The organism is Novosphingobium sp. G106 (assembly GCF_019075875.1).
GTDB lineage: Bacteria > Pseudomonadota > Alphaproteobacteria > Sphingomonadales > Sphingomonadaceae > Novosphingobium.
The window spans coordinates 701,615-723,186 of sequence record NZ_JAHOOZ010000001.1; the positions used below are offsets into that span (position 1 = coordinate 701,615).

A 21,572-nucleotide genomic window follows, 5' to 3' on the forward strand; every position below is an offset into this window, starting at 1 on the left:
GTCACCAGTTCCACATCGTCCCGTCCTCAAGCCGGGCGACCGGCAGGTAGGCGGGCTTGTAGGGATATTTGGCGGCAAGCTTCTCGTCGATGTCGACGCCGTGGCCCGGCGTCTCACCACAGAACAGCTCGCCTGCCTCGAAGCGGTAGTCGTGCGGGAAGACCGCGTCGGTCTCCTCCGAGTGGCGCATGTATTCCTGGATGCCGAAATTGGGCACCCAGGTATCGAAATGCAGCGCCGTGCCCATGGTGACAGGCGAGAGATCGGTCGCGCCGTGGCAGCCGGTGCGGATCTGGTAGAGCGCGGCGAGGTCGGCGATGCGGCGCAGGTGCGTCACGCCGCCTGCGCCGACGATCGTGCAGCGGATATAGTCGACGAGCTGGTTCTGGATCAGGTCCTTGGCATCCCAGATCGTGTTGAAGATCTCGCCCACGGCCAGCGGCGTTACCGTGTGCTGGCGGATTAGCTTGAAGGCTTCCTGGTTCTCGGCGGGCGTCGCGTCCTCCAGCCAGAACAGTTGGTAGGGCTCGAGCATCTTGCCGAGGTTGGCGGCTTCCTGCGGCGTGTAGCGGTGGTGGCCGTCGTGCAGCAGGTGATGGTCGAAGCCGTAGGTTTCGCGCAGCTTGTCGAACAGCTTGGGCACATAGTTCAGCGCCTTGCGCGTGTCCCAGCCGGTGACGCTGGGCAGCGCCGCATCGGCGGGCTCGTAATAGAGCTTGCCGCGGCCGACACCGTAGGCGTCCTTGATCCCAGGCACCCCTGTCTGCGCGCGGATTGCCTTGTAGCCCATGTCGATGTACTGGCCGACCGCCTCGACGGTCTCGGCGATGTCGCTGCCGTTGGCGTGGCCGTAGACCATCACGCTGTCGCGGCTGCGGCCGCCAAGCAGCTGGTAGAGCGGCATCCCTGCCATCTTGGCCTTGATGTCCCACAGCGCGACGTCGACTGCGGCGATCGCGCGCATCGTCACGGGGCCGCGCCGCCAGTAGGCGCCGCGATAGAGGTACTGCCAGATGTCCTCGATCCGTCGCGGGTCCATGCCGATCAGGCAGGGGGGCAACGTGTTCCTGGAGGTAGGCGACCACCGAAAGCTCGCGTCCGTTCAGCGTCGCATCGCCAATGCCGTAGACGCCCTGATCGGTTTCGATCTTGAGCGTGACGAAATTGCGCCCCGGACAGGTGACGACGACCCTGGCAGCAGTGATCTTCATGGGCAGCAGAAACTCCGGTTCGCGGCGAGCCTTGGCGCTTGACGCCGCCAATGCCGAATGTCATGCCCATATTGGTCAGGCCAATGGAAAGCAATATGCAGGATCACGCCCCCAGGTCGAGCGATCGACTTTATCAGGACCTCGCTCGCAAGCTCCTGGAAGAGCTGGCGGCCGGGCAACATCCCGTGGGGAGCCGCCTGCCGGCCGAGCGCGAACTGGCCCAGCAGCACAACGTGAGCCGGCCTACCGTGCGCGAAGCGATCATCGCCCTCGAAGTCCAGGGCTTGGTCGATGTGCGGATCGGCTCGGGCGCCTATGTGCTGCGGCTGCCCGGCAAGGGTGACATCCCCGGCTTCAACATTACCGCTTTCGAGCTGACCGAGGCGCGGCTGCTGTTCGAGGGCGAGGCCGCGTCGCTGGCCGCGATGCAGATCACCGATGAGGAAATCGAGGAGATCGAAGAGCTGGTGCGCAACATCGCGCGTGAGAACCAGGACCCCAAGGGCACCGATACGGCCGATCACGCCTTCCATCTCGCGATTGCCAGGGCGACGCGCAACAATGCCGTGGCCGAGACGATCGAGCAGCTCTGGAACTTGCGCTATACCTCGCCCGAGGCGGCGCTGCTGCACGAAAAGGCGCGTACCGCCAACGTGAAGCCGGTGGTGGAGGAGCATACCGCGGTTGTCGCCGCGCTTAAGGCGCGCGATCCAGTGGCGGCGCGCGCCGCGATGCGCGCGCACCTTGCCGCCGTGCTCGACAGCCTGCTTTTCGCAACCGAAGAGAAGGCGGTGCAGGAGGCGCGCCGCGCCGTCGCCGCCAAGCGCGCACGCTATGCCCAGGCGACGCGCTGAGCGCCGTGCCCCGCCGTCTCAAGCTTTATCCGGATCGGTTGTTCCCGGCCGATCCCGAGATCCGCGCGATCGCGCGCGAGCTCCATGCCGAAGTCGCAGGGCTGCCGATCGTCAGTCCGCACGGTCACACCGATCCGGCATGGTTCGCCGAGAACGCCCCTTTCGGCAATGCCAGCGAACTGCTGCTCATCCCCGATCACTACGTTTTCCGCATGCTCTATTCGCAGGGCGTGCCACTCGAAGCGCTAGGCATAGGCAACAGCGGGGCCGACCCGCGCCAAGCTTGGCGGCTGTTCGCGGCGCGCTATCACCTGTTCCGCGGCACGCCTTCGCGTATCTGGCTCGACTGGGTTTTCGCCGAGGCTTTCGGCCTGGAGGTGCGGCTCGATGCCGAGACTTCCGATCACTACTACGATGCGATCACGGAGGCCTTGACGACCGAGGCTTTCCGCCCGCGCGCGCTGTTCGACCGCTACGGCATCGAGGTGATCGCGACCACCGAAAGCCCGCTAGATCCACTCGATCATCACCGGGCCATTCGGGTCGAGAACGGGAGGCCCGGCGGCTGGCAGGGCAGGGTGGTGACCGCCTACCGTCCCGATCCAGTGGTCGATCCTGAATTCGAAGGATTCCGGGGCAATCTGCTGCGCTTTTCCGAGCTTACCGGCGAGGATTGTCTGTCCTGGCGGGGCTACCTCGCCGCGCACCACAAGCGCCGGGCCTATTTCGCCGAAATGGGCGCCACTTCGACCGATCACGGCCATCCCACGGCACAGACTGCCGACCTGGCGCCGGGCGAAGCCGAAGCCCTGTTCCGCAAGGTCTCGGCCGGTGAGTTTACCCCTGCCGACGCAGAACTGTTTCGCGCGCAGATGCTGACCGAGATGGCCGCGATGAGCCTTGCCGACGGATTGGTCATGCAGCTTCATCCGGGCTCGTTCCGCAACCACAACGCAGCGGTTTTTGCGCAGTTCGGGCGCGACAAGGGCGCCGACATTCCCACGCGCACCGACTACGTCCACGCGCTGAAGCCGCTGCTCGATCGCTTCGGCAACGAGCGCGATTTCCGGCTGATCCTCTTCACTCTCGACGAAAGTGCCTATGCGCGCGAGCTGGCGCCGCTGGCAGGGCACTATCCCTGCCTGCGCCTCGGTCCGGCCTGGTGGTTCCACGACAGTCCCGAAGGCATGCGCCGCTTCCGCCGCATGACCACCGAGACTGCGGGATTCTACAATACCGTCGGCTTCAACGACGACACGCGTGCCTTCCTTTCGATCCCCGCCCGCCACGATGTCGCGCGCCGGATCGATTGCGGATTCCTGGCCGAGCTGGTCGCCGAGCATCGGATCGAGGACTGGGAGGCGGCCGAGCTGGCGCGGGGCCTGGCCTACGACCTGGTCAAGCAGGCCTATCGCCTGTGAGGCTCAGCCAGGAGACGCTCGACCAGCTATCGCCCGCGGTATCGCGCTTCGGTTACGACCGTGCAAAGCAGGCTGTCGGTATCGTCCATCTGGGCATCGGCGCGTTCCATCGGGCGCACCAAGCCTGGTACACCGACGCTGCGATGGATCAGGGATGCCGCGACTGGATGATCGCCGGGGTTTCCTTCCGATCTCGCGATGCCGCCGTCATGTTGTGCCCGCAGGACGGCCTCTTCACCGTCGCCGAGCGGTCGGGTGAGGGGACCGCCTACCGCCTGATCGGATCGGTCCGCAACGTCGTGCCGTCGACCGGTGTCCGGCCGCAGGCGCCGGCCTTGATCGCCGCTTCGCCCACCCGGATCGTGAGCCTGACGATCACCGAGAAAGGCTATTGTCGCTTGCCCGACGGGAAGCTCGATCAGGTTCGGGCGGCCGCACCGGCAAGCATCTACCCGGCCCTGATCGACGGCCTCCGCCGCCGCCGCCAGGCGAAGCTCGGCGGGGTGACGATCCTGTCCTGCGACAATCTTGCCGGCAATGGCGCGCAACTGGCTCGGCTGGTCCAGGACTATTGCGGGTGCCACGATGCCGAACTGGGGGGCTGGATCGCGGCCGAGTGCAGCTTTCCTTCGACCATGGTGGACCGCATCGTGCCTGCGACCACGTCGCTCGATCTGATGCAGATCGAGCGTTTCCTGGGCCTGCGCGATGCAGCGGCGGTGGTGACCGAGCCGTTCAGCCAATGGGTGATCGAGGATCGCTTCGCGGCCGGCCGACCAGCCTGGGAGAAAGTGGGCGTCGAACTGGTGCAGGACGTCGCGCCTTATGAAACCGCCAAACTGCGCATGCTCAATGGCGCGCATTCGGCGCTGGCCTATCTCGGGCTCGCGCAGGGACATGCCTTCGTGCACGAGGCGGTGGCCGATCCCGCGATCCGGCCCCTGATCGAGCGCCTGATGCGGCAGGAAGCCGCGGAGAGCCTGAGCCCGGCTGATGGCCAGGATCTCGAGGCCTATGCCGACTCCCTGCTCGCGCGTTTTGCCAATTCGCAGCTTCGTCACCAGCTGAGCCAGATCGCCATGGATGGCAGCCAGAAGATCAAGCAGCGATGGCTCGAGACCCTGGCCTGTCATCAGCGCGAAGCGCGTCAGTGTCCGGCAATCCTCACCGCCGTGGCAGCCTGGCTTCGGCATGTCCGCGGCGATAACGGCATGGTCGACGATCCGATGGCCAATGAACTGAGAGCGGTTTGGCAACGCGAAGGAGCCGGCGGCATCGTTGACAGGCTGTTCGGTGAAGGAGGCCTCATGGCCTCGGCGTGGCGGCCTTCGCCGGCGGATCGAGAGTTCGTGATTGATCGGATCGCTGCACCGACGAGGGCGTAATCGCGGGCCAGTGTTGCTTTCTTGCGTCACCATCGCCTTAGCGATGCTAATCGACCCGAATCCTCTTGATCGGTCCGACCAATTATTCCAAATGGTCTGATCTTGTGACCGCTCACATATCCAGGGCGGCACAGGCAAGGCGAACCGGCCAGAAACAGGGGGATCGGATGAAGGGTATTCGTATGTTGGCGCTCGCGGGCGTGAGCCTCGTGAGCATCGCAACACCAGCGTTCGCAGCGGACCAGGCGAAGGATACGGAAGAAGTCGGTCTTTCGGACGCCGACATCGTCGTCTCGGCCCGCCGCCGCGAGGAATCGCTGCAGGACGTGCCGTTGGTGGTCAACGCCGTGCAGGCCGAGACGCTCGACAAGCTCAACATCCGCGAATTCAAGGACGTCGCGGCGCTCGTCCCGGGCTTGCAGCTCGGGCAGAGCCAGAACGGCATCGGCGCCCAGGTGACGTTGCGCGGCGTCGCCTTCGACGTGAACGCCAGCGGCAACAACGGCACGGTCGAGTTCTACCTGAACGAGGCCCATCTTTCAGCCGGCCAGCTTTTCGTCTCGATGTACGACGTCGGCCAGATCGAAGTGCTGCGCGGCCCGCAAGGTATGCTGCGCGGCCGCGCCTCCCCGTCGGGCTCGATCACCGTCACCACCCGCAAGCCGAACCTCAACGAGGCGGGCGGCTATCTGAACGGGTTCGTCAACGACATCCACGGATGGAACTTCAACGGCGCGATCAACGTCCCGATCATCGAGGACAAGCTCGCCATCCGCGTCGCCGGTGTAACGGATCAGAACCAGGAAAACCGGGTTCGCAGCATCAACAATTCGCTGACGCCGCATCAGGAAACCCAGTCGGGCCGCGTTTCGGTCCGCTTCGAGCCGTTCGACTTCCTCTCGCTCAACGGCAACTACACCCGCACCGTCCGTAAATCGCGAAGCTTCTATCAGTCGGAATCGATGAACGTTCGCGATCCGTCACAACCCGCGTCGCCCAGGTTGATCCGCGCCGAGGATCGCCTTTCGACCATGTTCAATCCGGCCGTCTACCGGCAGGACTACGAGATCTTCAACTGGTCCGCGCAGGTTCGTCAGCTCGGGCAGAAGCTCGACTACGTCGGTGCGGTCAACAAGCAGCACTACGTGACCAATGTTCCGAGCGACACCGGCGGCTTCTATGGCACGGGCTATCCGGCCAACCTGCAGGCGGCGAACCAGGCTACCGATTCCCGCGGCAAGGAGACCACGCACGAAATCCGGCTCTCGAACGACGAACGGATCGCCGGGATCTTCGACTATGTCGCCGGCTATTTCTACGACAAGCTCGATTCCCCGACTTCACTGATCCAGCAGACGCCGGTCTTCCGCGGTATCGTTGCGCCGACCACGCTGCTGACGATCGCCAACACGCCGATCACGCGCGGCGGCGGTTCGGTCGAGAAGTCGATCTTCGGCAACGTGACCGCGCATCTCCTCGACAACCGGCTCGAGATTGCCGGGGGCCTGCGTCACATCAAATATCACTCGACCGGCTTCCTCAACATCGCCGGCGCGCCGGTGGCGGCCGCTGCCGAGGATCGCAAGCTCAACACCACGATCTATTCGGCGTCGATCACCTATCGGGTCACGCCGGACATCATGGTCTATGCCTCGACCGGCAGCTCCTGGCGTCCGGGTTCGAGCACCAACCCGACGATCCTGCGCGAGATCGTCAATCCCAGCCCGCTGCTGTCGTCGTTCTATTTCCCCGAGCCCGAGAAGTCGAAGTCCTATGAAATCGGCTTCAAGTCCGAATTCTTCGACAAGCGCGTGCGGCTGAACGTCACGGCCTATCACCAGAATTTCGACAATTACGCCTATTCGTCGCGCAACGTTTTCATTGCGGCGAACCGGCTGGTGAACGGTGTCCAGGTGCCCAACGTGTTCACCGCGGGGCCGGCGATCGCGGTCGGCGTTCCGGCGAAGGTCGACGGCGTCGAAGCCGAGATCGACTTCAAGGCAACCGATCATTTCAACATCGGCGCTACGCTTTCCTACTCGCTGAGCAAGATCAAGAACGGCCGCATTCCGTGTAACGACTACGCGCCGAAGGACGGCAAGCCCGACGCGTCCGGCACCGTTCCCACTTTCGCGCAGATTCAGGCGGCCAACAATGGCGAACAGGTCGCCACCTGCACTGTGAACTACCGCGCCGGCGTCGGCGCGCCGTTCAACGCGACGGTCCAGTCAGAATACGTCCAGCCGATCGGTGCGGACAACGGCGCCTATCTGCGCGGTCTGTTCAGCTACTACGGCAATTCGCAGAACGATCCGGCCAATGCTTTCGATGACGTCAAGGCCTACGGCATTCTCAACCTCTATGCCGGCCTGCGGTCCAACGACGGCACCTGGGACGTCGGCGTCTATGCGAAGAACCTGACCGATGTCGGCCGGGTGCTGATCAATGACGCAACGCCGCAGACGGTCAGCTATCAGGTTGCCGGAGCCACCGGTGTCGTCGGCGGCACGGGGGTCACCACTTATCGCGCGGTCAAGCTCTACACGCCGCCGCGCGAGTTCGGCCTGAATCTCACGGTCCGCTTCGGCTCGCGCTGATCGCTCCCGACACAAGATAGAGCCGGGCTTTTGCCCGGCTCTTTTTTGCGCGAAGCGAAGGGGGCGATACGCCCTTCCGGTGTTAGACGGCTTTCCGCCTCACATCGGCGAGCATCCGAGCGAAGAGCTCGATCTGCTCTCGCGAGTAGCCCTGCAGATTGCGGCTGATGATCCGCATCATGTCTTCGCGCACCGCTTCGGCGGCCTGCTTTCCCGTCTCGGTCAGCGACAGTTCGCTGCGGCGGGCGTCGGTCTTGCCGGGGGCTGAGGCGACGAGCCCGGCATCGGTCAGGCGGTTGAGTTCGGCGGTGATGAGGCTGCGCCCGACCTGGAAGACGGTTGCGAGCTCCAGTGGATAACGCAGGCCGCGCGACAGCAGGATGAGAATGAAGGCGCCGCGTCGACCGAGGTCATATTTGCGGATTATGCTTTCGCTGGCCTCGTCGAGCGGCCGGGAGGCGAAGGATAGGCCTTCGCAGACGAGGCCCATGAGCTCCCAGCTCGCTTCATCCGGTTTGCCCTTGGCTTCTTTCCGTTGCTTACTCAGGCCTTCGGAGCGGACGCGGGCCAGCACCGCCTCGCGTTCGGGCAGGTTCTGGGGCGCGGTCCTTTTAGGGTCGGTCATGCGCGGAGAGAAACGAGGATCGGCAAAATTGCAAGGGCCACCTGGATCCGGCGCTTAGGTTGCCGACTTGCGCGCGAAGGAATTGCACACGCTGCCACCGTTGACCGCACCGCCACTGAGCATCGTGCAAGTGCCGCAGCCTGGCGCTGCAGCGGTGAAGAAGCTGCAACGGCCGCATTGCTTCGCGGGATCGGGCGACGCATCGACGTAGCCCAGCGCGCGGCGGCGCGAGCGCTGACTGAGCGGCAGAGCGTTCGGATCGTAGCAGACCGCCGGCTCGGCACTCGCCTTGCCGGCGAGGGCCAGCGGGGCGAGCGCGGCGGCGGCCAGGAAGCTTCGGCGCGAGGCGATCATGGCAGTATCCTTCAAGGCTTCGGCCGCGTCTCGACCAGTTCGAGCTTGTAGCCGTCGGGATCGGTCGCGAGCATCATGCGATAGCCCATCGCGACATCGTGAATGGGTGTGGTGGTGAAGCCGCCGCTCTTGAGCCGGGCTTCGATCGCGGTCAGATCGCCGACGCGCAGGACGACGCGGTCGTAGCCGTGACCGTGCTCGATGGGGGCCGGAGTCTTGGCGGTCTGGTCGGACAGCAGGATGATGCCGGGAGCGCGGGGATCGCCGCCGAAGGTCAATATGGTTTCGTGGCGCGCCGGCGCTCCCATCTCGATGCCGACCTTCATGCCGAGCCCGTCGCGGTAGAACGCGAGCGCACGAGGGACATCGCTGACAAAGAGCGCGGGGCCGATGAGACCGTCCGCAGAAGGCGGCGCGGGCTGTGCCCAGGCCGCGGGCGCGAGCAGCGCGGCTGCGGCGAAAATGAGCGCGTGCCTCACGCGACGATCTCCCCGATGGACTTGTTGGTCTCCATGCTCTTGCTGCCCCAGCGGTCCACCGAAACGCCCATGAGCTGCTGCAGCGTCAGGCCGACGCGGCTCACCGGCGTGCCCATGCCGTCGACATAGAGCCCGGTCTTCACCCGTCCGCCGGCGCTGCCCGCGGTCATCATCGGGATGTTGTCGATCGTGTGGAACTTGGCGAACTCGGTCTCGGAGTGCGCGAAGACCAGGGTATTGTCGAGCAGCGAGCGATCGCCCTCCTTCACCTTGTCGAGCGCGCCGACGAAGTAGACCCAGGCTTCCATGATTCTGGTCAGGAAGAAGGTCGCCTCGGGCTGGTAGCCGAGCTTGTTGTCGAGCACTTCCTCGTGGGTGAGCTGGTGGTGCGTCACAGTGCTGCCGATCCGCGTCAGCGCCGAGGCGCCGTTGTTGAACATCATATTGAACACGCGCGTCTGGTCGCAGGCGAGGGCCATGACCATGAGGTCGGTCATGATCTCGTGGTTGCGCATCACCGTCTCGATCTCGCCGTTCACCGGCAGCGCCGTCGGGACCTTGCCGGGGACGACGCAGGCCTTGAGCGGTTCGGGCTTGGTCAGCTCGACGTCGAGCTGGTTCTCGAGCTGGCGGACCGAGGTGAAATATTGATCGAGCTTCTGCTTGTCCGCCGCGCCGACCGACCGCTCGAGCGCCTGGCGCTGCTCGGTCACCGCAGAGAGCACGCTGCGGCGGGCCATGACCTGCGGATCGGGCGTGAAGTCGGCGCTGTTCGGGTCCTTGAAGCCGGTGCCGAAGATGCGCGTGTAGAGGCTCGCCGGGGTCGCCTCCGACGGATTGAGATTGCCGCCGCCGCGGCCGCTCAGCGAATTGCGCGGGTCGCCGATCGCCGAGACTTCCAGGCTGCGGAAGCGGCTGCGCGTGCCGATGCGATCGCCGATCGTGACGTCGAAGCTCTCGCCCGGCAGGCCGCGCTCGGCGGTCAGCGCGCGGCCGGTGCGGATTGCCGGGCCGCCGCTGGCGTGCGGCAGGTTCGGCGCGCCGTCGAGCATAACGTTGAAGTTGCCGAGGATGTTGATCTTGGACTGGAAGTCCTTGATCGGCGCCAGCTCGGGCTTGAGCTCGTAGTTCGCGCCGGCCTTCGAGGGAAACCAGCGGCTGGGATTGACGCCCAGGCCCCAGAACCAGGTGCCGAAGCGGATCGGCACCGGCGCGCCCGTCGCCGCTAGCGCGGTGCCGTTGCCGTCGAGGAAGATGTCGAGAAGCGGCACGCCGACGGCAATCGCCGCGCCGTTCATGATGCCCCTGAGTGCGCCTCTGCGGGAAAGCTTGGCCATGGGTATCTCCTTGTCTAGCGCCGGAGCAGGCTGACGTGGGTTGCCGGGGAAAGGTCGGGGGTCCTGACGCGATAGGTCGCGGGCGCGGCGGCAACCTGCCGGAACAGCGCGCGAATGCGATAGTTCTGGCCGGCAAAGCCCTTTTCCAGCGCCTCGACCATGTCGCCGTCGGCATCGCTGGGCACGCCGCGGACATATTCGAGCGCGCGCGAGGCCACGCACATCGAGGTGTCGGGGCTCTGCGCGAGGACCTTGCCGAGTCCTTCGGCGCCGGTGAAATGCACCTCGTCGAGCTGGCCGGCAGGGTCGATCGGCGCGTCGTTCTCTTTCGTGCGGAACGAGCCGATGCCGTCGAACCGTTCAAGGCTGAGCCCCAGCGGGTCGGTCAGCTTGTGGCAGCCCGCGCAGTTCTCGTCGGTCACGTGCGCGGTCAGGCGGATGCGGGCGGTCGGCGTGGCCTTGTTGGCGACGTCCTGGACGGCGGTGAAGTTGACGTTGCCCGGCGGGTTGGGGACGGGCTGGCACATCAACAGCTCGCGGATCGCGCGGCCGCGCAGGGTCGGCGAGCTGCGCCCCGACTGCGAGTAGATCGCCAGGAATCCGGCTTGGCCGAGCAGGCCGGCGCGGTCGTCACCAGGGGCGAATTCGTAGGGCTGCCAGCCTTTCGCCTGGGTCACCGGCACCTGATAGAGCCCGCCGAGCGCGCGGGTCATGAAAGTGCGGTTGGTAGTGAAAAGCTCGCGGTAGTCCCCGTCGCGCTTCAGCAGGTGATCGACGATCGTGCGGAGCATCTGCTCGGGCATTGCCTGGGCAACTTGCGAATTGAAGTAGGGGAAGATGATCGGGTCCTTCGACAGCTCGTCGAAGCGCTCGAACAGCAGCATGTCGGCGAAGAAGCCGCGCACGCCCTGCTCGAAGCGCGGCGAGTTGACCATCCGGTCGGCGATCTGGCCGAGTTGCGCCGGATCGCTGAGTTTGCCCGCCGCGGCGGCATCGAGCAGCATCGGGTTGGGGGTCGAGTTCCACAGCGTGAAGCTGAGCCGCGAGGCGCGCGAATAGTCGTCGAGGACGATCGTCCCCGGCTCCTTGGGGTCGGGCTGCCCCGTCTCGATCACGTAGAGGAAGTTGGGCGAGATGAGCATGGCCGAGAGCGCAAGCTCGAGGCCTTTGGTGAACGAGCCCGAGCGGGTGGCCGCGTCGTTCGCGATCTGGACGAAGCCCGCGGTCTCGATCGCATTCATCGGGCGGCGGAAAAGATAGCGGCCGAGCGGTGCCAATGTGGCGCTGGCGCAGGCGCCGTCCGCCGCCGCTTCGTTCTGCGGCTTGCAGGGCAGGAACTGCGCGCGGTGGCTCTCGTCGAACACCTGGGCCGCGACGTTGCGCGCCATGGCGTCGAACTGCTCGAGCCCGGCGGGCGAGATCGAGGATTCGCGCGCGCCGCTGGCGATCAGTTCGTGCACCGGGCGGACGATCGGCTCGAAGCGGCCGGCGACCTTGATGTCGGGACCGAACACGTCGGAGATGGTCTGGCGATACTGCGCCTCAGTCAGGCGCCGCATGCCGACGATCTGGGCGGACGGAGCGGTGGCGGCGGTCGGCTCCGCCTTGAGCGCGACGTTGGACACGGCGAGTGAGCCGAGGCAGGCCGATCCCGCGAGGCCGAGCGCGATCCGGGAGAGCTTGGAAGCAGAAGCGCTCATCGCGATGCGGTCCTTGTCGCTGGCAGGTCGGTGACGAAGGCGGGAATGGCCTCGATCCGCATGGCGCTGGAGACGGCGGTACACTGGCCGGTCTTGGGATCGCGCACGCCGTCGGCGGCTTTCTGGAGCGCGGCATATTCGGAAGCGCAGTCGATCCCCGCGACCACGGCCGAGCCGATGCCGCCCAGTGCCGGGCTGACGATCACGTCGAACAGCGGGCGATAGCCGCCGACGAGCCCGCGCAGCGCGCCGTCGGACTGGAACGACAGCCGCAGGCGCCCCTTGATGTAGTGGTATTGCGAGCGGTTGCCGCGGATGTCGCGGGCGCCGCCCTGGCCCCAGGTCTGTGCCAGGCGGATGTCGGTGGGATCGGTGGTCAGCACGCCGTCGACGATGCGGCCGTGGAGCACGTTGCGGTGGCGCGCACCTTCCTCGCTGACGGTGAAGCTCTGCCCGCGCAGGAAATTGCCCTTGGAGTCGAGCTCGGGCCGGTCGGCGGTATTGGCGTAGATGACCTCGACGTCGGGGTCGTTCACCAGGCTGTCGACGCCCTTGAGCAGGATGACCTGCGTCCATTCGCCCGAATTGTGGAACTGCCGCATGCCGGTGAGCTGGTCGCCGCCCTGGCCGTCCTTGCCGCGGAACTCGAGCGTGCAGCCCATCGCGCGGTATTCCTGGTTGTCGATGCCCTGTTCGCCGGTGGGCGACTGGAAGTTCTCGTGCATGCAGCCGTCGGCGCCCGGCGAGCCGCCGTCGAGATCGAGGCCGATGCCGTGCTTGCTGGCGACGAGCGGATAGGCGGCATGCGAGAACTTGTCGGGTTGCGAGCAGATGTTGCTGCCGTCTGGCCCCGAGGCATAGGCGTGCCAGAGCCGGGTCAGCTCCTGCTCGTTCTGTTTCTGCATCAGGCGGGCGCGCTCCGCCTCGGGTACCGTGGCGAGATAGACATCCCGCAAGCGTGGCGCGGTGCCGGTCGGGCAGGCGTCCATCCCGGGCACGATCGGCGGCGCGAAAGTCTGGACGACGAAGCCGATGACGCCATTCGCCGGCGGCGCCGGAAGCTTAGTTTCGGGTGCCGGCTCCGAATAAGCGGGCGTGCTCACCGGTGCGAGTTCGCTGGCGAGCGGCGCGAGCACGCCGAGCCCGAAGGCCAGGCCGACGAGTGATCCTCCCTTTATCCAGGGGCTGATCCGGCGCGATGTCTTGTCTGTACTTGGCATCCTCTAACCCGCTTTTCTTATGGTTGGATCAGCTTCCCGGCTGATGGGACGTCATCTGGTTTGCCGCCCTGGCCGATGAAGACCGGCTTGCCGCGATAGGCCCATTGGGGGGCGTCGCCCTCGGTCCGGACCGTCCACTGTCCCATGGAAGAGGAGGCCATCGCGGCGGGGAGCGGCTGCCAATCGGCGCAGGCGCCGGCACAGTCGCCACTGAACAGCAGGCGGCCGTCCTCGGTCGTCAGCACATAGCGGCCATCGACGAAAGCCGGCTTGATATCGTTCGGCGCCGCTACCTTGGGAGCCGGCGACACGAATTTCAGCGTGTTCCAGACGCGGTTCTCGTCGCCGTCGTGCGCGATCGATCCGGCCCGATCGCCATGCCGGGTGAAGACCATGTGCCAGCCCTTGTAGACCCACTGCGGCCCCTGCGGCCCGGCGATCACGGTCCAGTCGGGCGCATTGGCCTGGGTGACGAAGCCGTCCTTGGAAGGGCTCTCGCGGTTGCCCATGGGGAAGCGGATGTTCGGCGCGGCATCGGCGGGGGCCAGCAGCGGCTCCCAGCTCTGCGCGCAGGCTTGCTGGCAATAGCGCGACGGATCCGGCCCCGCGCGCAGCAGTGTGCGCATGTCCATGCCGTAGAGCACGCGGCCGCGGCTGTCGGTGTAGACCGAACCCTGTGCGGTCTTGGCGACGCGCACGCCGGGCGGGAACTGGTCGGTCGTGGCTGCGGGGATGGGCAGGTCCACCGGCTGGGCCTGGGCCGCGCTGGCGCCAAGCAGCAGCGCCGCTGCCAACAGGCTCGGGAGGGTACGTGATCCGATCGTAGGCATCGCCGCCTCTCCTCAGGTGCTCGGGACGCGGAAGCTGTCGTGGCAACCCTTGCAGGTCGCACCCAATGCACGTGCCTTCAGGCGCATCGTGTCGATGTTACCGCTGCCGACCGCCGCCTGGAATTCGCCTGCCTGCGCGACGAAGGCGTTCTGCGCCGCCTGGAAGCGCGGCGCCTGAGTCCAGATCTCCGGCTTGGCCGCCGTCTTCAGCCGCGTTTCCGGGCCCGAGCCGCGCGGGAACCAGCCCGGCATGGCACTGGCGGCATTGCGGATCTGCCGCGCCGACTGCTGGAGCAGGATCGTCTGCGGCTCGCTCGACCGGAGTCCGTCGTTCACCGCCTTGAAGGCAGCGCCCAGCTCGCGCAGCCCCGCGACTCGCGTGCGAATCGTATCGGCGGGAGCAGCCAGAAGCGGAGTCGCGAGGACCAGAAACGCCAGCGTCGCGGCACGGCGGAAATGCATTGAACTCACGATGTCTCCCTTCTTGCGGCCATCACTTAGTTACCGCTATCATTCTAATTCATCGAATAAACCGGTCAAACGCCGATCATCCGATTCCTGTCGTGAAAGCCCTTCGCAGCGCCGGGCTCCCTAGGGCTATGAATTATTCATAAAATGAACTATATTGCAAGAGCAAGCGACGGGCCGATCGGCCTTCACCAGAAACAAGGGTAGCTAAGTGGAATCTTTCAGCGGCGAGCAGATGCTCAGGCTCTGGGTCTTTGCCATGATCGCGGTCGGGATCGTGGCCGGCGTGGCGACGGGCTATTTCAAGGCGCGCAAGATCCAGCCCAACGGCTTCAAGTGGAAGCGGTTCGGCTTCGAGGCGCTGGTCGCGGCCATCACGCTGGGTATCTCGGGCGTGGTCCTGGGCGGTCTCAACACCTACCTCGTCAAGCACGGCTGGATCGCCTTCAAGACCGAGACGCCGGCTTTGTGGCAGATCGCCGTCGAGTACGCGCTCTATTTCGTGCTGTTCGACACCTGGTTCTACTGGCTGCACCGCCTGATGCACATCGAGCCGTTCTATGCCTGGATCCACAAGCTGCATCACAAGTCGACCTCGCCGAACATGCTCACGACGTTGTCGGAAACCCCGTTCGAGGCCTTCGTCAATGGCGGCTTCGTCCCGCTGTTCCTCACGGTCTTCACCGTCCACGACGCGACCGCGGCGCTGATCCTGCCGACCAACATCGTCATGGGGCTCTACGTCCATTCGGGCTATGAGTTCTTCCCGCGCTGGTGGAACAAGAGCTGGGCGACCAAGTGGTTCATCACCGCCACCTTTCACGACCAGCACCACCGCTACTTCACCGGAAATTTCGGCGGCTACACCACCGTCTGGGACCGGATTTGCGGCACGATGCGGCCCAAGTTCGAGGCCGATTTCGACAAGCTGAAGGAGCGGGCCCAGCTCGCGCGCCCGACCAAAGCGAGCGTCTGAAAACAGAGCTCCATCCATAATTGAAAGAGGATTGTCCATGAAAGCCGGCACGATCGGAGCGCTTTGCGCTGCCGCCGCCGTTACCTGCACGACCATTGCGGCCGCGCAGGACACCAGTACCGTCCAGGCAGTGGACAGGGAAATCGGCCGCGTGCAGATCGCGACCGTTCCCGTCCCTGCGAACCGCATCCTGCGGACCGCCACCTTCACGCCGTCGGGCAAGATCCTCGTCACCTATTCCGACAAGGATGATACCGACCGCCAGCTTGTCCGGCTTGCGATCATGGACGAGGATGGGCGCAATTTCCGGCCGATCTTCGCGCAGGTGCTGCCCAAGGTCGAGAAGGACAACGGCCTGCGCTACATGGTGTTCGCCGACAACAAGCGCGTATTCCTCGGCGACTTCGTCGTCGAGTGCGTGTCCAGCCTCGACGCCTGCACGAAATCGTCGCTGCTTCCCGTCGAATATCCCGCAGAGGTCGCCGCCGGCGATCATATCTCGCACCGCTGGTCCGAGATGATCATTGCCCCGGATAACTTGCACGTCGCCTGGACGACGCTGCTGTCGAACTACTCGGCGATCGTCTTCGTCGGCGAGATGCGCAGGCAGGGGCAGGGCTACAGGATCGTCAACCCACGCATCATCAGTACGCTCGATCCGTTCCGGAAGGACCCGGCACATGCCGACGGTACGCTGGCTATCCCCGTGAACGGAGGCGAAGTGAAGCAGTTCGTCGCCGGCGGCACCGGCATCTCGCTCGTCGGTGCGGTGAAGCGGGATCTACCCGATTCTGTCGTCCAACATCTCGACACCGACCTAACCGAGGGGATCACCGACACGCCGGGTTATACCGAGACGACGATCTTCTCGCCCGACGAGCGCCTGGGGATCACCATGACCGCGCGGTTCTCCAAAGCCGATCCCGCCATCCTGGGCCTAGTGCCGCGGCCCTACCCGACGTCGCTGAACATGAGCCTGCCGATGCTGGCCTATACCTATGCGGTTGACGGTGTGCGGGGCGAGCGCAGCGGCAACATCGGTCCCGCGCTGATCGACATCGCGAAATCCAAGACGAGGGAAGGCTACCTCGGGACCAATCTGAGTGCCGACGAGCAGTGGGTGTTCCGTTCGCCGATGTCCTGGCATCCCGGCGGCGGCAAGGCCATGTGGATCGAGGGGCATCGCGGCGACGGTGCGGTGCGCATCCGGGTGGCGACGCTGCCGGATTACAAGGCGGGGCCAAAGGCCCGCATGCGGCCGTTTCCCCGTAAGATCCCGGGCAGCAGTTCGGATATGTCGCTGGTCAAGCCCTACGCTGAGAAGAGCCAGAATATCGACGTAAAGGTCTATGGCCGCAATTCGGGCTTCATTACCTACCGCCGCACGCCCGAAGGCGTGATCGAAAAGACCTATTCCAACTTCAGCGATACGCCGCAGGCGGTGTACTCGGGCAACGAGCGGATCGAGGTCAATCTCGGCGGCCGTTCGACCTATACGGCGAATGTGAAGCTCAGCGGCGCGAAGCCCGGCGTCATGGACCTGAAGATGACCTTTGGTCCGCTTCGCGCCCGGCTTCCAGCTCAGCTGATCTTCGACCGTGATGCTTCCGGAATGCCGCTGACGCATGGCTACGCCGAGTATGAGGGGCGCCGGCTGGACGCTCAAAACCTGGCTCCTTAGTCGGCGACGGTAGGCACGCACGCGTTCGATGTCCTCGGGCGCTTTAGTGGCCCTTCGCCTTTCGCGCGGATGATTGCCATTGCGTGCTTCAGCACCGTTTTTGTGTTCTCATCGAAAGATCCAGGCCGAGTTCGACAAGCTCTATCCGCGGGACAAGGAAGACTATCTCCGCCGTTTTACCGCCGGCCTCGACGACGCCATTCGCGCCGGCCACATCCCGGGCGACGACCAGGAGGAGATCCTCGCGATCGCTGAGATCAATTTCGGCGTCATGCCTTAGGCCCAAGTCGACCGGATCCCACAATCTATAGGGCTTCGCGCCCGGCAGGCGCGCTCGATGGAAAAGGATCGGACGCATATCGTTTTTCGATATTATCGATTGACAATAAGGTCGACTTGCCATATTGAATTTCGATATCGAGTTTATCGGAGAACGATCAATGACCCGCACCACCAACTCCTTCGGCGCGCTTGCCCTGACGGTTCTGACGGTTTTCGCACTGTGGACTTCGACGCTGGCCGCGCCTTCTGACGCGGCGCCGACAGCGGCTGTGGTCGTCGACAAGGCGTCCGTGTGACCGGAAAGTCGGGGATCACTCCACGCGACCCACTCCTTGCCGTCGTCCGTCTCATTCTCGGCGTCGCGATGGCGGGAGCCGTCATCGCTGCGATAGCGTTCGCTCTGGCCGTGCCGCTCGTTCTCGTCTGGCACGAGCGGACGATCGCCTGGGTCGTCGGCCAAGGCGCACCTCCCGAGACGATCTGGGCGCTCGCGCTGATCCCGGGGTTTACTGCGGTCATTGCCGTGCTGGGCTTCTATTTCATGCGCCACCTTTATCGGCTCATCGGCACGGTCGGTCAGGGTGATCCCTTCGTTCCGGACAATGCTCTGCGCCTGCAATCGATGGGATGGATCAGCGTCGCGGTCCACGTAGTCGCCATTCCGCTCTCGGCGCTGGCGAAATGGACCCAGTCGGTCACCCACGACATGCATTTCCAGGTCGACCTGCCGCTTGCGGGGCTATTCCTCGCTCTCGTCCTCTTCATCCTTGCCCGCGTTTTCCGCGAAGGCACGCGGATGCGTGCGGATCTGGAAGGGACCGTTTGATGTCGGGCGAACCTGCCGAAGGTAGCCGGATAGGGGTCAAGCTCGACGATCTGCTCCACGCCCGTCGCATGACTTTGACCGAACTGGCCGAGCGGATCGACATCACTCTCGCCAACCTGTCGATCCTCAAGACCGGCAAAGCCAAGGCGATCCGCTTTTCGACGCTGGAAGCGATCTGTCGCGAGCTGAATTGCCAGCCCGGCGACCTTCTGGCCTACCACACGGAAGGCTCTTGATGTCTTTTCGGCCGGTCCCTGTCATCCGGGACCGTGGCAAACTGTCGTCGCCGACAAAGCGGTCGTTGGTTCAGGAAATTGGATTGCGCCGATGTTTTCGATTCGATGCGTTTCCCGGGCAGTGGAAGGGCGGAAGCATGGCTCCCGCCCTGTAAAATAACTAGAAGGAAATTGGCCTAGAACTTCTTGCTGACTCCGAATTGAATCAGCCGGCCAAGGGTTGAACCATTCACGTAGCCATTGTTCTGAACCTGAAGCGAGTTGGCCAGAAGATAAAGCGGCGGATCCTGATCGAATACGTTGTTGACGTTCAAGGTAAAGGACAGGTCGCTGAGGACTCCCTTCGCCGGCACGTCGTATTTGAAGAACAGGTCTACGACGTTGAACGAGCCGACGTGCGTCTGGGTCGTGCCGACGCCCACGGCCGGATTGAGATCGTAGCCGTGGGTGTGGCTGAGCGACACCTGGGTGCGGAAGGTTCCGATATCCACGCCGAGGCTGGCCCTTGCGCGGAAGCGGCTGGCATTCGCTCCGATCTGGTCGAGGAACTGCGCGGTCGGCGTCGCCTGTTGCGTGCGGGTCAGTTCGTAGTTCGCGTTCAAGGCGAAGTCGATCGCGCCGAAGTTCGTGGCCGTGCCATAGCTCGCCGAGAAGTCGAGGCCGCTCAGCTTGGTGCGCGCGAGGTTCTGCTTGCGGGCGTCGATGATCACGTAACACCCGGTCGGCGTGGCACCAGGCGTATTGCCGCCGCAGCTGATCCCCGCCGTCGCGGTGTTGGGCAGGAAGTAGCTGGCTATCTGCGCCGCCGTCGGATTGAAGACGACCGCCGGAGTTCCGATGAAGTTCTGGTAGAAATTCGCCGAGGTGAAGCCCGGCAGAGCGATGATCTGGCTGTAGTCGATGTTCCAGTAGGTCGTGCTCAGCCGCAGTCCGGGCACGAAGGGCGGTTCGACGTCGATGCCCACGCTCCAGGTCTTGGCCTTCTGCGACTGGATGTCGGGCTTGTTGCCCAGAATGACGACCTGACCGCGTGAGCCCGCCGCACCGGCGAAGCTCGGCACGACCACGCCGTTCACCGTTGTCCCGACCAGTGCGGGCTGCGGTAGCAGGAAGGTGTAGTTGACGTAATTGACCGAGGAAGCAGAGGTGGATGGATCGTCGGCAAGGCTGGGCGCAACGAACGACTTGCCCCAGGCGCCGCGCAGCTTGATCCAGTCGACCGGCTTCCAGGTGATGCCGAACTTCGGATTGAAGGTCCCGCCGATGTCGCTGTAGTGATCGTAGCGGCCGGCGGCGGACAGAGTCAGTTCACGCAGTCCGGAGGTAGCATTGTCAGCGCCGAAGATCGGGATCACGACTTCGCCGAACAGCGATTTCGTCGTGCGGCTGAGCTTGGCAACGGGCAGCGGTGCGCTGGGCGCAACGATCTGGACGCCGCTTACCGAAAGGCCCGCATAGCCCGTGTTCTGGGTACCGGGCACGATGGTGCCGTTGCGATTGTCGAAGCCTTCGGCAATGATTTCCGCACCGGCCGCCAGCTTCACCGCGCCCCCGGGCAGCGACACGAGATCGCCGTCGATGACCACGCGGCCATCGAACTGGCGCTGTTCGGTATGTCCGTAGGTCTGGTAGTTCGTCACGGCAGCGAGCGCCGCGGGATTGCTGGATGCCACGTTGTAGGGATTGAAAAGGCCGGCAGCGGCCGCGACGCTGATGGCATTGTAGTTGGGCTGGATGTTCTGGAATTCGGCCGTGCTCTCGCCATAGCTGGCCAGCGCGCGGAGCTGCCAGTTGGCGTCGAGCTTTGCCGTCAGGTTCTGCGAAACGCCCCAGGTTTCGAGGCTATTGCGCGCCGGCTGGGATTTGGCATTGCCCCAGGAGTAGTAGACGTTCTGCGTCTCGCCGCTGCTGGCAGGAAGCGGGAAGGGCACGCCGGGCAGCGTGACGGTGCCGGTCGCCAGCTTCGGCGCTGCGGCATAAAGCGGCCCCTGGAGGAACCCGAAAGAGGCGAGGGCGGCGGGCCCGAAGTTCGTGTTGTTGCGGAACGGCCCGGTCTGGCTGTCGATCACGCGGTTGGTGTAGAACGCCCGCGTCTCGATCGAGATGCTGTCGGTCAGTTCCTGATTGAGCCCGGCCATGGCCGAGTGGCGCCGCTGCGACGGGTAGATCGTCGTGTCGTCGGTCTCGTCGCACTGGTTCACTTGTCCGGCCACTGAGGTACCCGGCACGAAGGGCAGCTTGAAGGTCCGAGGGGCAGCGCCGGTGAAGATATTGCCGATCGTCACGTTGCCGGGCGAGCAGCGCAGGCTGGTGACCGCCAGTCCATCGACGAGCGAAAGCGGCGAGAACGACCAGTCGCGATCGCGTCCATAGATCGCGTCGTTCTGCTGGTAGTTGTAGGAGGCAAAGATCGAGCCCGTCTCCCAGCTGTGGCCGACCGTCGCATTGGCATCGAACGTGTGGTAATTATCGGCGAAGCCATAGCGTGCTCCGACGTCCACCCCGTCGAACTTCTTTTTCGTGATGAAATTGATGACGCCGGCGACCGCATCCGAACCGTAGATCGCGGAACCGCCATCGGGCACGATCTCGATGCGTTCGATAAGCGCGGGCGGGACGATGTCGGGATCGGGGCTGGTCACCGAAATGCCTGCTCCGACGACGCGATGGCCGTCGACGAGAACCAGCGTGGGCGAGGAACCGGAGGTTCGGTCGCCCGGAAGGTTGCGCAGGTTGGGTCGGTTGGTCGTCACCGTGGTGAAACCGCCCGTAGGCGACTGCAGCGTGTTGAACGATCCCAACTGCGGGATGGTCTGCAGCAACTGCGCGGTGCTGGCGGCGCCGGTTTCCTTGACGGATTCGCTGGTTATCCCGATCACATTGGTGCCCGGGGGCGCGATGCCGCGCACCAGAGTGCCTGTGACAACGATCTCGTCGCCATTGGTGGAAGCGTCATCGGCTGCATCTGCCGCATGGGCAGGCATTGCCCCGGCAATCAGCAGCGCAGAAATGCCGACACCGCTCCTGAGCGCCCCGCGCACGACGGAATGCAAGTTGGAATTCTTCATATAGCCCTCCCCAAGCGGCCAT

General features: G+C 64.7%; 20 protein-coding genes and 1 pseudogene. 11 read left to right on the plus strand and 10 right to left on the minus strand.

Annotation, left to right across the window (positions count from 1 at the left end; all coding sequences use genetic code 11):
- Position 1 precedes the first annotated feature (1 nt).
- Positions 2-1,148 (minus strand): annotated as a pseudogene (manD, locus tag KRR38_RS03260) (D-mannonate dehydratase ManD).
- Between manD and KRR38_RS37670 the strand changes: the two are divergent.
- The 5 genes from KRR38_RS37670 to KRR38_RS03280 all read left to right on the plus strand — a co-directional run bounded on the left by KRR38_RS37670 (position 1,062) and on the right by KRR38_RS03280 (position 7,468).
- Positions 1,062-1,253 (plus strand): hypothetical protein, encoded by a 192-nt coding sequence (locus KRR38_RS37670; RefSeq protein WP_375293479.1) that lies wholly within the window; start codon positions 1,062-1,064, stop codon positions 1,251-1,253. The pseudogene manD and the gene KRR38_RS37670 sit on opposite strands and share 87 nt — an antisense overlap.
- A 53-nt stretch (positions 1,254-1,306) precedes the next feature.
- Entirely contained in the window at positions 1,307-2,065 is a 759-nt protein-coding gene (locus KRR38_RS03265) for a FadR/GntR family transcriptional regulator (RefSeq protein WP_254514626.1), read from the plus strand.
- Positions 2,066-2,070: 5 nt separating this feature from the next.
- The gene (gene uxaC, locus KRR38_RS03270) at positions 2,071-3,486 is read left to right on the plus strand and encodes a glucuronate isomerase (RefSeq protein ID WP_217398589.1); all 1,416 of its coding nucleotides are present in this window, start codon (positions 2,071-2,073) and stop codon (positions 3,484-3,486) included.
- Entirely contained in the window at positions 3,483-4,871 is a 1,389-nt protein-coding gene (locus KRR38_RS03275; RefSeq protein WP_217398591.1) for a mannitol dehydrogenase family protein, read from the plus strand. The genes uxaC and KRR38_RS03275 overlap by 4 nt, the downstream gene beginning before the upstream one ends.
- 167 nt (positions 4,872-5,038) lie before the next feature.
- Positions 5,039-7,468, plus strand: a complete 2,430-nt coding sequence (locus KRR38_RS03280; RefSeq protein ID WP_217398593.1) for a TonB-dependent receptor — start codon at positions 5,039-5,041, stop codon at positions 7,466-7,468.
- An 82-nt stretch (positions 7,469-7,550) separates the two neighbouring features.
- Here KRR38_RS03280 and KRR38_RS03285 read toward each other — a convergent pair whose 3' ends face one another.
- The 8 genes from KRR38_RS03285 to KRR38_RS03320 all read right to left on the minus strand — a co-directional run bounded on the left by KRR38_RS03285 (position 7,551) and on the right by KRR38_RS03320 (position 14,475).
- The gene (locus KRR38_RS03285; protein WP_217398595.1) at positions 7,551-8,042 is read right to left on the minus strand and encodes a MarR family winged helix-turn-helix transcriptional regulator; all 492 of its coding nucleotides are present in this window, start codon (positions 8,040-8,042) and stop codon (positions 7,551-7,553) included.
- Between the two features lie 105 nt (positions 8,043-8,147).
- On the minus strand, positions 8,148-8,447 hold the full coding sequence (locus KRR38_RS03290) for a high-potential iron-sulfur protein (protein ID WP_217398597.1): 300 nt from the start codon (positions 8,445-8,447) through the stop codon (positions 8,148-8,150).
- A gap of 11 nt (positions 8,448-8,458) precedes the next feature.
- The gene (locus KRR38_RS36965) at positions 8,459-8,926 is read right to left on the minus strand and encodes a VOC family protein (protein WP_217398600.1); all 468 of its coding nucleotides are present in this window, start codon (positions 8,924-8,926) and stop codon (positions 8,459-8,461) included.
- Positions 8,923-10,263, minus strand: coding sequence for a DUF1552 domain-containing protein (locus KRR38_RS03300; RefSeq protein ID WP_217398602.1), 1,341 nt, complete (start codon positions 10,261-10,263; stop codon positions 8,923-8,925). Before KRR38_RS03300 ends, KRR38_RS36965 begins: the two co-directional genes overlap by 4 nt.
- Positions 10,264-10,277: 14 nt before the next feature.
- Complete coding sequence (locus KRR38_RS03305) at positions 10,278-11,963, minus strand: DUF1592 domain-containing protein (protein ID WP_217398604.1); 1,686 nt, start codon at positions 11,961-11,963, stop codon at positions 10,278-10,280.
- Complete coding sequence (locus KRR38_RS03310; RefSeq protein WP_217398606.1) at positions 11,960-13,183, minus strand: hypothetical protein; 1,224 nt, start codon at positions 13,181-13,183, stop codon at positions 11,960-11,962. The genes KRR38_RS03305 and KRR38_RS03310 overlap by 4 nt, the downstream gene beginning before the upstream one ends.
- A 17-nt stretch (positions 13,184-13,200) precedes the next feature.
- Positions 13,201-14,013 carry a hypothetical protein gene (locus tag KRR38_RS03315; protein WP_217398608.1) on the minus strand — a complete coding sequence of 271 codons (813 nt, stop codon included), beginning with the start codon at positions 14,011-14,013 and terminating at the stop codon, positions 13,201-13,203.
- Between the two features lie 12 nt (positions 14,014-14,025).
- The gene (locus tag KRR38_RS03320) at positions 14,026-14,475 is read right to left on the minus strand and encodes a cytochrome c (protein WP_217407097.1); all 450 of its coding nucleotides are present in this window, start codon (positions 14,473-14,475) and stop codon (positions 14,026-14,028) included.
- A 217-nt stretch (positions 14,476-14,692) separates the two neighbouring features.
- On the opposite strand from KRR38_RS03320, the gene KRR38_RS03325 reads away from it, so the two are divergent.
- The 6 genes from KRR38_RS03325 to KRR38_RS03350 all read left to right on the plus strand — a co-directional run bounded on the left by KRR38_RS03325 (position 14,693) and on the right by KRR38_RS03350 (position 18,482).
- Positions 14,693-15,457, plus strand: coding sequence for a sterol desaturase family protein (locus KRR38_RS03325; protein WP_309140966.1), 765 nt, complete (start codon positions 14,693-14,695; stop codon positions 15,455-15,457).
- A 37-nt stretch (positions 15,458-15,494) separates the two neighbouring features.
- Positions 15,495-17,138 carry a hypothetical protein gene (locus tag KRR38_RS03330; protein WP_217398610.1) on the plus strand — a complete coding sequence of 548 codons (1,644 nt, stop codon included), beginning with the start codon at positions 15,495-15,497 and terminating at the stop codon, positions 17,136-17,138.
- Positions 17,139-17,238: 100 nt separating this feature from the next.
- The gene (locus KRR38_RS03335) at positions 17,239-17,418 is read left to right on the plus strand and encodes a hypothetical protein (RefSeq protein ID WP_217398612.1); all 180 of its coding nucleotides are present in this window, start codon (positions 17,239-17,241) and stop codon (positions 17,416-17,418) included.
- A gap of 160 nt (positions 17,419-17,578) precedes the next feature.
- Positions 17,579-17,716, plus strand: a complete 138-nt coding sequence (locus KRR38_RS03340; protein ID WP_217398614.1) for a hypothetical protein — start codon at positions 17,579-17,581, stop codon at positions 17,714-17,716.
- Positions 17,713-18,246, plus strand: coding sequence for a DUF2975 domain-containing protein (locus KRR38_RS36970; protein WP_217398616.1), 534 nt, complete (start codon positions 17,713-17,715; stop codon positions 18,244-18,246). The genes KRR38_RS03340 and KRR38_RS36970 overlap by 4 nt, the downstream gene beginning before the upstream one ends.
- Positions 18,246-18,482, plus strand: coding sequence for a helix-turn-helix transcriptional regulator (locus KRR38_RS03350; protein WP_217398618.1), 237 nt, complete (start codon positions 18,246-18,248; stop codon positions 18,480-18,482). The genes KRR38_RS36970 and KRR38_RS03350 overlap by 1 nt, the downstream gene beginning before the upstream one ends.
- A gap of 176 nt (positions 18,483-18,658) precedes the next feature.
- Here the strand turns inward: KRR38_RS03350 and KRR38_RS03355 are convergent, their stop codons facing one another.
- Positions 18,659-21,550 (minus strand): TonB-dependent receptor domain-containing protein, encoded by a 2,892-nt coding sequence (locus tag KRR38_RS03355; protein ID WP_217398620.1) that lies wholly within the window; start codon positions 21,548-21,550, stop codon positions 18,659-18,661.
- Positions 21,551-21,572: the final 22 nt, after the last annotated feature.

What these genes read in the sequence shown, in the direction of transcription:
- KRR38_RS03265 (WP_254514626.1), top strand. Translation starts at nt 1,307, where the DNA reads ATGCAGGATCACGCCCCCAGGTCGAGCGATCGACTTTATCAGGACCTC.
- KRR38_RS03280 (WP_217398593.1), top strand. Translation starts at nt 5,039, where the DNA reads ATGAAGGGTATTCGTATGTTGGCGCTCGCGGGCGTGAGCCTCGTGAGC.
- KRR38_RS03290 (WP_217398597.1), bottom strand. Translation starts at nt 8,447, where the DNA reads ATGATCGCCTCGCGCCGAAGCTTCCTGGCCGCCGCCGCGCTCGCCCCG.
- KRR38_RS03300 (WP_217398602.1), bottom strand. Translation starts at nt 10,263, where the DNA reads ATGGCCAAGCTTTCCCGCAGAGGCGCACTCAGGGGCATCATGAACGGC.
- KRR38_RS03305 (WP_217398604.1), bottom strand. Translation starts at nt 11,963, where the DNA reads ATGAGCGCTTCTGCTTCCAAGCTCTCCCGGATCGCGCTCGGCCTCGCG.
- KRR38_RS03310 (WP_217398606.1), bottom strand. Translation starts at nt 13,183, where the DNA reads ATGCCAAGTACAGACAAGACATCGCGCCGGATCAGCCCCTGGATAAAG.
- KRR38_RS03315 (WP_217398608.1), bottom strand. Translation starts at nt 14,013, where the DNA reads ATGCCTACGATCGGATCACGTACCCTCCCGAGCCTGTTGGCAGCGGCG.
- KRR38_RS03320 (WP_217407097.1), bottom strand. Translation starts at nt 14,475, where the DNA reads ATGCATTTCCGCCGTGCCGCGACGCTGGCGTTTCTGGTCCTCGCGACT.
- KRR38_RS03330 (WP_217398610.1), top strand. Translation starts at nt 15,495, where the DNA reads ATGAAAGCCGGCACGATCGGAGCGCTTTGCGCTGCCGCCGCCGTTACC.
- KRR38_RS03340 (WP_217398614.1), top strand. Translation starts at nt 17,579, where the DNA reads ATGACCCGCACCACCAACTCCTTCGGCGCGCTTGCCCTGACGGTTCTG.
- KRR38_RS03350 (WP_217398618.1), top strand. Translation starts at nt 18,246, where the DNA reads ATGTCGGGCGAACCTGCCGAAGGTAGCCGGATAGGGGTCAAGCTCGAC.
- KRR38_RS03355 (WP_217398620.1), bottom strand. Translation starts at nt 21,550, where the DNA reads ATGAAGAATTCCAACTTGCATTCCGTCGTGCGCGGGGCGCTCAGGAGC.